We start from the raw sequence: 12,094 nt of genomic DNA on the forward strand, positions 1-12,094 counted from the left end.
GAATACCCTTGTCCTCATCATTACTTTTGCTATGTTTTCATTCATATGTACGTAATTATAGAAGTTTCTTTGCAGAAAATCAAGAGTATGCGTTATTTTTTCCTTTACCTATTCGGAAGATTCCTACTTATTTGCTGCCTTCCCTAAATATGCCTTTTTTTCTTGCCAAAACTGATCCTTATTTTCAAGCAAGATTCGTTCTTCAAATATATTTTGCAGGGTCCGAATTAAACCGTTATCAAATGAATCAGCATAAAGATAGATCTTCTTTGGAGCAATGGATAATAAAGGGGCGATTGTTACCGAATCAATATAAATTGGGTGATTGGTTAACAATCTGCGATCCAACAAATTAGATATTTCGTTTTTGGTAATCTCCTGAAATTGTTCATCATAAAAAATGCTATGCTGATCAAAATAGATCCTTACAACCTCCAACTTAGCATCTCGATTTTGTAAGTAATCTCGAAGCATTTGAATAAAAACCTGGTATTCCTGCTCCATTTTATATTCATCTATTGCTAATTCTACATAAACAATGATCTGCTCGTAGTATTCCTTTAAGCGGAATTTTGCAAGGGAATCAATTGAAACTGTGTCATATTGTTCCAATAATGTGAAGACTGCACGACGAATCATTTCTTCCTCATCTATTCCTCCAATTATAGAAGTTAATTCAGGTCTATCGCCGTTAAACATTTCAATGACGATTTCTAAAATATTGTTTTGTTCTTCTTCCTCTTTGTAGAAGAAATACTCCCTTAGAATCTCTTTCACCCAATCATTTCTTTTCTTCTGAATAATGAATTGAATCAATCCGTTTTGAATATTTTCTAATGATATCGTGGAGAGATCTATAGTTAAAAAATATTGTTTTTGATTTTGAAAGATTGTTTCGTGGAACCATATTTCTTTATCATTTTTAATAAAATATTCATGCAGCCATACTGCATCGTCTAAATGCTTGAAAATAAAATCCAACATTAGCCCCCCTTGCTATGGAAATTTCCATGTTTTATATATATGGGAGGCTTGGTTATTTTAGAAGTCGAGGATAAAAAAAGAAGAGCCAAGTCATGCCTTAGCCCTTTTAAATCCTCATATTTGGTCCATCCACTAAAATGGGAGTAGAAAGATATTTTACCCTCTCCATAATCCTTGCTGCCTTCATCTTCTCCTCTTCTCCACGTTGAGAATAAGTAAGATGGTATTCAAGACCTTCATAATCAAAATTCGATGAAAAGAAAGTGGGGAGGTTTTCCTGCATTCGAAATTGTAGAATCGAGCCAAGGATTTCATCACGTGTCCAGCTAGTCATCGCCTCAGCACCTATATCATCAAGCATGAGAACTGGAGCTTTCTTCACCATTTCAAGCTTTTCATTTAACGTATTATCTCCTAAAGACTGTTTCATTTCCCGAAAAAATTCTGGAACATACACAATGAGAGAGGATACTTGTTTGTTTTCAGCTAAATGATTGGCAATTGCCCCTAAAAGATATGACTTTCCTACCCCGAAGCTGCCATATAAGTATAAACCCTTCATTTTTTTCCCAGGATCATATTCTCTAACAAACCGTTCTGCGAAATCATAAGCATTTAACCGTCCATCTGATTCTAACGAAAAGTCAGCAAAGGATGCATGCAAAATATCCTTTGGAACATAAAGGCTTTGAATTAACTTCTCATGCTTTTTCCGTTCATCATGTATCCTTTTCTTTTGACAAGGGCGATACTTAACATCAATCCCATTCCTTTGCAAAACAAGCTCCGGTTCATACCCTTCCATCATGTTTACACACTTATCCAAACTCGGGCATTTTTGACAATCCCTCGTTTGAGAAATGTATTCATATAATTTCATTAAACTTTTTTCTATCATCGAGGTTGTGATTTCGCTTGGATGTTGACGTATAAATTCACGAATATCCGGATGGTTCAAAATTTCCTGCTTCATTTCGCTATATGTTCTTTGAAAGTTACTGTTATTCGATAATCTTCTTAAAGTATCATTAATATTTTCCATTCTATCCACCTCCTACTTTTTATACTTCTGTTGTATGGATTCAAGTCTGCGACGCTTCTCCTCAAGGGACTCTGCTGTTTCATTGGTACTTTTACTTTTCGTTTCATTTTCATCCTTTTCCACAAACCATTCCGGCAGCTTTTCTGTACGAATTGGCTTTTTGCGAGTACCTTTTTGTACATTTTTCGTATCTGCCCATTGTTGATATTGCCGATGCTCATTTTTGGCTAATTCCATTGCTTCTTTTACTGTTTTTACTTTTTTTCTAGTCCAATGAGAAGCAATCTTTTCCATATAATTTTTTGTAAGCTTCATGTCGGTTTTTAGAAGGACATATTGAATTAAAACATTAACGACCCCCGGCGAAAGATGTTGCTGAAACATAATATCTTCTATAGCTTGCAGATCACCTTTTGATGGTTCTGCCCCATCTGATATATCAATAAGCAATTGTCTCGGAGAAGTTGTTTCAAGATAATGTACAAGCTTATCTTCACGTGAATCTCCCATTTCATTGCTAGTGCGGTCTTTTAATGGCTGCGTGCGATCCACTAGTTTTGGCAAATTATTAGCATGTTCTAGCTGATACCAATCCCTCGCTGCCTTCCTTAAATCATCAATTTCAATATCTTGTTCGGCATTTAATGCACTTAAGAAAATATTTTGCATATCAATTGCATTAATGTGATATAAAAACGCAAGCTTGTAAATAGCATCTCTTACCTGTGATGTCATCACTTTCTGAGGAATGATTAAACCTTTTAATCCTGATAAAAATAAATCAAAATCAAAGTCAGCTTCTTCTATTTTAATTTCATGAGGATTTTTCCTAGTGTGAAATTGCAGACTCTCATTAATCTTGCTATCTTCTTGCGCCTCAAGATCATAGAATAAATGATTTTCCGTTCCTGACATGAACACATCTTGAAAGGAGCGAGTTATATTCTCAAATTCTTCTTTTTTTAAGGCAGTATCGGTAAACATTTTCTTTAGTCTTAAGAAATGTTGCCTGCCTAACTGTTTATATAAAAAAACATTCAGTATGCCATCTGTAAAAAATTGTTCTGGTGTCAATGGAGGTTGAAGCTCATACACAAAGATTCTATCTTCATTGATTTTTTTTACATAAGTCTTTAACAGTCCGATTCCTTCTAATTTTAGGCGTGCATCATATATGTCGCGCAAATTTAAAGACAAAAAGTTCATTAAATGATAATGTGTCCATTCTTCAGACCATAGCCGGTTCATTTCAATTTCATTCCATAAAGTCATATATAGACTATAACAATTTACCCCTATTAGTGGCTGATAAAGTAATGAGATCACTTTGCCATCATATTCATGAAGCATACCGTTTGAGGAAACCTGATAGTGATCTACAGGTTGTATCTCATTCCATATTTGTTTCATAGTAGCCACATCCTTGCTAAATAGTAAAAGTAAGTAAAAAATAATGAAAAAGACTAGAACGAAGAAACTCTAGTCTTTTTATTGTTCCTTTTTGATTAGTTCCTTTAGTTCCTCTAAAAACACATTGATATCTTTAAACTGTCGGTACACTGAAGCAAATCGAACATATGCCACTTCATCCACTGCTGCAAGCTTGTCCATTACCAATTCTCCGATTTTTTCTGAATTCACTTCAGAGTACCCAAGATTTCGAAGAGATTTTTCAATTTCTAAAGAAATTTTCTCTAATTCTGCTAGAGAAACTGGCCTTTTCTCACAGGCCTTAATAAGTCCGCGTAAAATTTTTTCACGGCTGAACTCCTCGCGAATCCCTTCCTTCTTGACTACAATCAAAGGAGTTTCTTCCACTTTCTCAAAGGTGGTAAAACGATATAGGCATTCCTCGCATTCCCGCCTTCTTCTTATAGCACGTCCTTCATCAACGGGGCGAGAATCAATCACGCGAGTCCCATTATTTTGACAAGACGGACATTTCATTATATCAGCTCCGTTTACATGTACATGATTACTTTCATGATATAAAAAAGATGTTAAAATCACAAGAAAATTCTTCTGTATTCATAGAATACGATAAAAAAACGAGGTGTGTCATACACCTCGGAATATCCTATTTATGCATTTATAGATAAAATAGTAATTATTGGTTATTACTTGGCCTGTACCTGTGCATTCTCAAGAAGTCCACGATTGATAGTATACTTATTTTACAAGCAATTTGCAAACATAGACAAAAAAATAAAGTTGCCTTGTTCTCAATTTAAATAAGACCTGCTGATTGTTTTTACCAGCAGGCATCATTATATCATCCAACTTTCGCTGCTAAAGGCTTTTGCAGTTCATCCGCTACATGCTTTAATAAATCTACTACGCGGCAAGAGTACCCCCACTCATTATCATACCATGCCAGAACTTTTACTTTATTACCATCCATTACCATTGTCGAAAGCCCATCCACTATTGCTGAATGACTGTTCGTATTAAAATCAACAGAAACAAGCGGCTCTTCCGTAAATTCTAAGATTCCATTTAATTCATTGGTGGCTGCTGATATAAAAGCTGCATTTACTTCATCTGCTGTTACTTCTTTCTTTAAATCCACCACTAAATCAACTAAGGAAACATTTGGTGTAGGAACTCTTAGCGCCATTCCATGCAATTTGCCTTTCAAATGAGGAAGCACTAAAGCGAGTGCTTTAGCTGCACCAGTTGTAGTCGGAATAATGGATTGCGCACAAGCTCTTGCTCGCCGCAAATCCTTATGTGGATTATCAATATTTTTTTGATCATTTGTATATGCGTGTACAGTTGTCATTAAGCCATTTAAAATACCAAACCTTTCATCAAGTACCTTTACAACAGGAGCTAAACAATTGGTGGTGCATGAAGCATTAGAGATGATATCATGCTTATGAATATTTAATGCGCTTTCATTTACTCCCATCACAATTGTTACATCTTCATTTTTTCCAGGAGCTGTTAATATCACTTTCTTGGCTCCTGCATCAAGATGCAATGCGGCTTTTTCACGAGAATTAAACTTACCAGTTGCTTCAATGACGATATCTATATCTAGCTCCTTCCAAGGAAGTTCTGCAGGATTGCGGTTGTCTAGTAATTGAACACGACGGCCATTTACGATAATTGCACTGTCTTCTACGACAACTTCTCCATCAAATTTACCGTGATTTGTGTCATACTTTATTAAATGTGCTAATGTTTCCGCTGGATAACTAGCATTAATGGCTAAAATATCGATATTCTTATCTGAAATTGCTTTTCTAAATACCATTCGTCCTATACGACCAAAGCCGTTAATTGCTACTTTTGCGTTCATAAATGCTGTCCCTCCGTATAAGTGTTATACTCCATTTACAATTAGTATAACATATTTAACAGATTGCGCGACAACTTTTTCATTAAAAAACCATCATATTTAGAAAATATGATGGTTTAAGGAATCATTTCCCAGCAATTTATTAGCTTATTTAATTGTATTGCGGTTTCATTAATGGATCCATTATTATCGATAACTGCATCTGCTAATGAAATTTTATCTTTTAACGGCATTTGCGCAGACATTCTTGCTTTGGCTTCACTTTCAGAAAATTGATTACGTTCCATTAATCTTTTTAACTGGATGCCTTCTTCAACAAAAACAAGTATGGTTTTTTCTACCAAATAGGTTAAATTACTTTCAAACAGAAGCGGGATATCCAGGATAACTGATTTCTTCCCTGCGGAAATAGCTTCCTCTTTTTTATCATTCATATACTTTCTAACAGCTGGGTGTACAATACTATTTAAAAGCAGCCTCTTATCTTCATGGTGAAAAACAATCTCCCCTAATTTCCTTCGATTAATGGACAAATCCTCATGAAGAATTTCTTCACCAAACTCTTGAACAATTTTCTTATATGCCTCTTCTCCGACATTCACTACTTCTCTTGCTGCAATGTCCGCGTCTATAACAGTAAACCCTTTTTCTTTTAACATATTGGATACTGTACTTTTTCCGCTTGCTATGCCACCCGTTAATCCAATGATCTTTGCCATGACTAATGTCCCTTTCAAAATTTAAAAATTCCTATTAATATAAGTAAAATCCCGGGCAAAAAGGAAACCTTTTGCATCCAATTTAAATGCGAAAAAACTTTCCCTAAACGAATTCCAGCCGAAACTAATATCAAACTCATTAAAGCAACGATTAAGCTTAAGCTTATAGGAGAATATCCCAACATGGCTGCACCAATTCCTGCACCAAATGCATCAAGAGATAACGCTAGCCCTAACATAAACGCTTCAATTCCTGTAATAGTCCCTGATTGATCAAAATCGGCACTAGTTGGTTTCTTTAGAATTTGTACCACAAATCCTAATGATTTAATTTCAAATTTTAACACTACTTTCTCTTGTGAGTTACTTTCTTCTTTTTCTGATCGAAAAAATTGAAATAATACCCATCCACCAATGGCAATTAAGATGATACCACCTATTCGATTACCAAATTCTGGGGACATAAATTTTTGAATAATACTCCCAAAAAGCATTGCAACAAACAATGATACCCCGGAACAAAGGGCAATAATGAGAATAGATTTATTGGGGATGCGCAATTTTCTTAACCCATATGTGAATCCTGTACTGAAATTATCAAGACTAACCGCAAATGCCAATAAAAAAAGTGATACATGTAAGCCCATTGTCATGCCCCTTCCTGTTGTTACATCACTAAAGATAGTATATGGAAAGGGCATGCCTATGGTTCTTGCATAAAAATATAGGACAAATATCAAAATTTATAATGGAATTCAGGATTTTTTATGTCGTTGACATTTAGGACAATAATGGGTGCCTCTCCCTGCTGTTACCTTTTTTTCGATAAGGGTACCACATTTTTTGCACGGTTCTCCTTTTCTGCCATAAACAAAATGCTGAAGCTGAAACATACCAATCTGTCCTTGTGTATTAACATACGTTCTTACAGTGCTTCCGCCTTTTTCAACTGCTTCCTCCAAGGTAAGAATGATTTCTTCTCGAAGCTTTTTTATCTCTTTAGTTGTAAGAGACGGTGCTTTTCTTTCTGGATGTATTCCTGCACGAAATAACGCTTCATCCACATAAATATTTCCTAATCCGGTTAAAACCGTTTGATCTAAAAGAACGGCTTTTATATTTCGTTCTGTTCTACTAAATCTTTGCCGTAAATATTCGTTTGTAAAATCATCCGAAAATGGTTCAGGACCAAGCTGTGATAACGGCAAGGAGGAAAATTCCTCCCCCTTTTTAAATAAATGCATGGTACCGAATTTACGGACATCTCTATAACGTAATTCTGTTCCATCTTTAAACTGAAAAATAATATGGGTATGTTTATCGATTTCGTCGGACCTTTGAAACAACCCATAGCGTCCCTCCATCCGCAAATGGGAGACAAGTGCAAAATCATTTGTATAAAAGATTAAAAACTTTCCTTTGCGGCCAATGGTTTGAAACGTTTGTCCTTTTAATGCATCGATAAACTGCTCTTTTTCAGCAGGCTTTTTTATTATTTTCGGCCAATGAACAATCACATTTTCAATCCTTCTATCTATCACTAATTCATTCAGTGTCCTTCTAATTGTTTCTACTTCCGGTAGTTCAGGCACTCTTTTCACCCCATATACCAACTATCTATTTTGCATCAAACCAGGTTGCACCGTATGAGTAATCGACCTTTAATGGAACTTCCAGATCTAGTGCATTTTCCATGACTTCCGGAACAATTCTTTCTAATATCTCCAATTCTTCTTTAGGAGCCTCAAAAATCAATTCGTCATGAACCTGTATTAGTAAACGCGCTTTGACATTTTCCTTTTTCAATCTGGCAGCCATCTCAATCATTGCTTTTTTGATAATATCTGCGGCGCTTCCTTGGATTGGTGTATTCATAGCTGTCCGTTCCGCAAAGCTTCGAATATTAAAATTACGGCTCGTAATCTCAGGAATATATCTTCTTCTATTTAATAATGTTGTAACATATCCTTTTTGCTTTGCATCCTGTACGATTTCTTCCATATAGTTTTTTACACCGGGATAACTCTTAAAATAGCGTTCAATAAAACTTGCCGCTTCTTTTCTTGTGATTCCTAGGTTTTGCGATAGGCCATAATCACTTATTCCATATACGATTCCGAAATTAACTGCTTTTGCCTGTCTCCTCATATTAGAGGTTACTTCCTCCTTGGAAACATGGAATACATCCATTGCTGTTTTGGTATGAATATCCATATCTTCGTTAAAGGCCTGAATCAGTTTTTCATCACCTGCTATATGCGCTAGCACACGCAGCTCCACTTGTGAATAATCGGCTGAAAAGATAAACCAACCTTCTTGGGATGGTACAAATGCCTGTCTAATTTTCCGTCCTTCCTCCAGTCGGATTGGGATATTCTGAAGGTTTGGATCAATCGAACTTAATCTTCCTGTTTGTGCAAGCACTTGATTAAAACGGGTATGGACCTTCCCGTCCTCCTCATTTATTACTTTTAACAAGCCTTCAATATATGTCGACTGTAATTTCCCAAGCTGGCGGTACTGAAGAATTTCCCTTACAATCTCATGCTTTGATTCTAGTTTCTCCAATACATCAGCAGAAGTAGAATAACCTGTTTTGGTCTTTTTCAATACAGGTAATCCTAATTTTTCAAACAAAATCACACCTAATTGTTTTGGAGAATTTATATTAAATTCTTCTCCAGCTAACCCATAGATATTTTTCTCTATTTCATGCAAACGTGCGGTAATTTCTTTTCCCATTTCTTCTAGTGTGTTTCTGTCGACCTTTATTCCAGTTGATTCCATCTCAGCTAAAATAAAAGAAAGTGGCAGCTCTAAATTTTCATAAAGAGAAGTTTGTTCATTTTTGTCCAGTTCTTTCATACATGGCTGTACTAATTCAGAAATTCCCAATACCTTACGTACAACATGTTCTGAGACTACTTTTTCATCAGGAATTTTTCGTTTTGCACCTTTCCCGTACACCTCTTCATCCGTTTGTACATTTGTATATCCATGTAATTTTGCAACAGAAGTAAAATCATCAACATTTTCGGATGGATTTAAAAGATAGGATACGATTAATAAATCAAATTGTATACCTTGTAAATGAACTCCATGTTTTTTTAAGGCTACCGTTAATTTTTTCCCGTCATATACATTTTTTATTTTTGTTTCATCTTCCGCCCACTTCTTGAATACATCAGATGTTAATGCAATATTTGCAGGTATATAGAATAGACCTTTATCGTTACTTAAACCGAAACCGATTATTTCTCCAGTATGGTAATTTTCATCCAACATCTCCATATATAATGCATTTTCATCTGCAAAAATATCCTCTGTGATACTAGTGATTGGAGAAAACACTATGTCTTTCATAGGTTCTGCTCCATCATTGCTGACTTCTACATCCATTTTATCTAATAAGGAATTAAATCCCAGCTCTTTAAATAAGCTGACTACCTTTTCATTATGTTCTTGCTGATACACCGTATCTTCCAGCGAAACTGTTAGAGGAGCTTCCCTGAAAATGGTAGCTAGTTCTTTACTCATAATTGCCTGGTCTTTATTCGTTTCCAGCTTTTCCTTCAGTTTATTGCCGCTAACTTGATCAATCGATTCCAGTAAATTTTCTAATGTATTAAATTCCTTTAGCAATTTAATGGCTGTTTTTTCTCCTACACCAGGTACACCTGGAATATTATCGGATGTATCACCCATGAGACCCTTCATATCAATAATCTGCCATGGAGATAAACCATATTTTTCTTTAATATGTTCTGGCGTATATGCTTCGATTTCGGAAATTCCCTTTTTTGTAATACACACGGTTGTTTTCTCAGAGCTTAACTGTGTTAAGTCTTTATCACCGGATATAACTTTTACTTCAAAACCTTCTTGCTCTGCTTGTTTTGATAATGTTCCGATAATATCATCCGCTTCATAGTTTTCCAATTCATATCTTTTAATCCCGTAAGCATCTAAAAGCTCGCGAATAAATGGAAATTGTTCTGATAATTCTGGAGGAGTTTTTTGACGAGTTCCCTTGTATTCTTTAAAGGTATTATGCCTAAAAGTAGTTTTACCCGCATCAAAAGCTACTAGCATATGAGTAGGATTTTCCTCCTCCAGTAACTTCATTAGCATTGTTGTAAAACCGTATACAGCATTTGTATGTATACCTTTTTCATTATTTAAAAGCGGCAACGCAAAAAAGGCACGATAGGCAATGCTGTTGCCATCTATTAGAATTAATTTCTTTGTCAAAATAATACCTCCTCAAATAAAAATAACACGTATTCTCTATGTACATTCTAACATGCTCCAGTCTAAAGGGAAAATATCAGAGCTAGGATACAATTCTTCAAAAAAATAAGTCAGCAATCCGCTGACTATTAAGATTATATATTAAAAATTCTCCAAGGTGCTTCCATTTATCATTTCCAAGCGATGGGGAGGACAAACATTTAATTGACCGGTAATCACTGTATCTTTTTCTTCATTTGTTGCAATTACCTGAATAGTAACCAAATGCCGCTTATAGTCAACATTAACAATTTCAAACAAAAAATCAATTGAAGCATAATGATATACGGGCTTTTTAAATTCGATATTTTGCGACAGTATATGTGAGCCTGGCCCAGGTAAATATTTTGAAACCGCAGAGGTTATCATTCCTGTAAGCATTATCGCGGGTACAACAGGTTTTTCAAAAGGAGTCTGTGTCGCATAGTCATGCTGGATGTATAATGGATTAGCATCATTCGTTAATCCTAAATATAATAGAATGTCTTTATCCTCCACTTTTTCTGTGAATGTTAATTTTTCCCCGACTGATATTTCTTCTAATTTTCTGCCTAGTTTTCTTTTCCTTCCTAATAACATGAAATCCCTCCCTTTGTGTAAACGTTTACAAAAGTGGTCTAAAAAAGATTGAATAGTCAACATTATTTGTATTTATAGTATCATTTACTAAAAAAAGGGTCAAACCATAAAACGGTTGACCCTTTCATATTTATGTTATTCATTTATACTAAAACATTCATTACATTACGAACGGATTGTGCTGATTTATCTAACGCTGCTTTTTCATCTTCCGTTAATTGTACTTCAATTACTTTTTCAATACCACCTGCACCAATAATGGTTGGAACACCTAGATAAATGCCATCATATCCATACTCACCTTCAAGATAAGCAATGGATGGTAATACACGGCGCTGATCTTTCACAATAGCCTCTACCATTTCTACTAATGATGCCGCAGGCGCATAATAAGCACTACCGTTTCCTAGCAAGTTAACAATTTCTCCTCCGCCCTTACGAGTACGTTCAACGATTTGCTCCAGGCGATTCTTTGGAATTAGTGTTTCTAGAGGAATTCCACCTGCATAAGAATAGCGAATTAAAGGAACCATGTCATCACCATGGCCACCTAAAACAAAACCGGTAACATCTTTCACAGATAGGTTCAATTCTTGAGCAACAAAGGTACGGAAGCGTGCAGTATCAAGTACACCGGATTGACCAATTACACGGTTTTTAGGGAAACCGGATTCCTTAAACACAGTATATGTCATTGCATCTACAGGATTGGTTAAGACAATGATGTAGCAGTCTGGTGAATATTTTACCACTTCTTTTGTTACACTTTTCATTACTTTTTGATTTGTTTGTACTAAGTCATCACGGCTCATGCCCGGTTTACGTGCAATACCTGCTGTAATAACGACCACATCTGAATTTTTTGTGTCGACATAATCTGAAGTACCAATAATATTCGCATCAAAGCCTTGGACAGGGCTAGCTTCTAACATATCTAGCGCCTTACCTTTTGTTGGGTTTTCAGCTTGAGGAATGTCAACTAGTACAATATCACCAAGTTCTTTTTGTGCTAATAAAAATGCAGTAGTAGCTCCAGTAAAACCAGCACCAATTACGGAAATTTTCTTTCTTTTCATTGTCATATAAAAAATCTCCTTTATCCATGTAATGAAAAAAATTGCCGGCTATTAAGAATGTATATCCTACAGCCGGCAATTTCTTGTTGCCTGTAATTCA

11 protein-coding genes and 1 other annotated feature (1 of these 12 running past the window's edge) are annotated in these 12,094 nt (G+C 35.5%); all 11 genes read right to left on the bottom strand.

Going from position 1 to position 12,094, the window contains the following annotated elements; all coding sequences use genetic code 11:
- Nucleotides 1-30 (bottom strand) — a binding site (T-box leader) (it extends 202 nt beyond the left edge of the window).
- Between the two features lie 93 nt (nucleotides 31-123).
- Nucleotides 124-981 (bottom strand): putative sporulation protein YtxC, encoded by an 858-nt coding sequence (locus CWO92_RS14345; RefSeq protein ID WP_207767802.1) that lies wholly within the window; start codon nucleotides 979-981, stop codon nucleotides 124-126.
- 109 nt (nucleotides 982-1,090) lie between these two features.
- On the bottom strand, nucleotides 1,091-2,026 hold the full coding sequence (gene dnaI / locus CWO92_RS14350; RefSeq protein ID WP_101354904.1) for a primosomal protein DnaI: 936 nt from the start codon (nucleotides 2,024-2,026) through the stop codon (nucleotides 1,091-1,093).
- Between the two features lie 12 nt (nucleotides 2,027-2,038).
- Complete coding sequence (locus CWO92_RS14355; RefSeq protein WP_101354905.1) at nucleotides 2,039-3,436, bottom strand: replication initiation and membrane attachment family protein; 1,398 nt, start codon at nucleotides 3,434-3,436, stop codon at nucleotides 2,039-2,041.
- Nucleotides 3,437-3,514: 78 nt separating this feature from the next.
- On the bottom strand, nucleotides 3,515-3,973 hold the full coding sequence (gene nrdR, locus CWO92_RS14360; protein ID WP_101355012.1) for a transcriptional regulator NrdR: 459 nt from the start codon (nucleotides 3,971-3,973) through the stop codon (nucleotides 3,515-3,517).
- Nucleotides 3,974-4,298: 325 nt separating this feature from the next.
- The gene (locus tag CWO92_RS14365) at nucleotides 4,299-5,330 is read right to left on the bottom strand and encodes a glyceraldehyde-3-phosphate dehydrogenase (protein ID WP_101354906.1); all 1,032 of its coding nucleotides are present in this window, start codon (nucleotides 5,328-5,330) and stop codon (nucleotides 4,299-4,301) included.
- A 116-nt stretch (nucleotides 5,331-5,446) separates the two neighbouring features.
- Complete coding sequence (gene coaE, locus CWO92_RS14370; protein WP_101355013.1) at nucleotides 5,447-6,049, bottom strand: dephospho-CoA kinase; 603 nt, start codon at nucleotides 6,047-6,049, stop codon at nucleotides 5,447-5,449.
- Nucleotides 6,050-6,063: 14 nt separating this feature from the next.
- Nucleotides 6,064-6,696, bottom strand: coding sequence for a sporulation membrane protein YtaF (gene ytaF / locus CWO92_RS14375; RefSeq protein WP_199256921.1), 633 nt, complete (start codon nucleotides 6,694-6,696; stop codon nucleotides 6,064-6,066).
- 108 nt (nucleotides 6,697-6,804) lie between these two features.
- Nucleotides 6,805-7,641 carry a DNA-formamidopyrimidine glycosylase gene (mutM, locus tag CWO92_RS14380; protein WP_101354908.1) on the bottom strand — a complete coding sequence of 279 codons (837 nt, stop codon included), beginning with the start codon at nucleotides 7,639-7,641 and terminating at the stop codon, nucleotides 6,805-6,807.
- A gap of 25 nt (nucleotides 7,642-7,666) precedes the next feature.
- Entirely contained in the window at nucleotides 7,667-10,300 is a 2,634-nt protein-coding gene (gene polA, locus CWO92_RS14385; protein WP_165786691.1) for a DNA polymerase I, read from the bottom strand.
- 141 nt (nucleotides 10,301-10,441) lie between these two features.
- The gene (locus tag CWO92_RS14390) at nucleotides 10,442-10,918 is read right to left on the bottom strand and encodes a MaoC/PaaZ C-terminal domain-containing protein (protein WP_101354910.1); all 477 of its coding nucleotides are present in this window, start codon (nucleotides 10,916-10,918) and stop codon (nucleotides 10,442-10,444) included.
- Nucleotides 10,919-11,061: 143 nt separating this feature from the next.
- A complete protein-coding gene (mdh, locus tag CWO92_RS14395; protein ID WP_101354911.1) occupies nucleotides 11,062-12,000 on the bottom strand; it encodes a malate dehydrogenase in 939 nt (312 codons plus the stop codon).
- Nucleotides 12,001-12,094 lie beyond the last annotated feature (94 nt).

The organism is Heyndrickxia camelliae (assembly GCF_002844575.1).
GTDB lineage: Bacteria > Bacillota > Bacilli > Bacillales > Bacillaceae_C > Margalitia > Margalitia camelliae.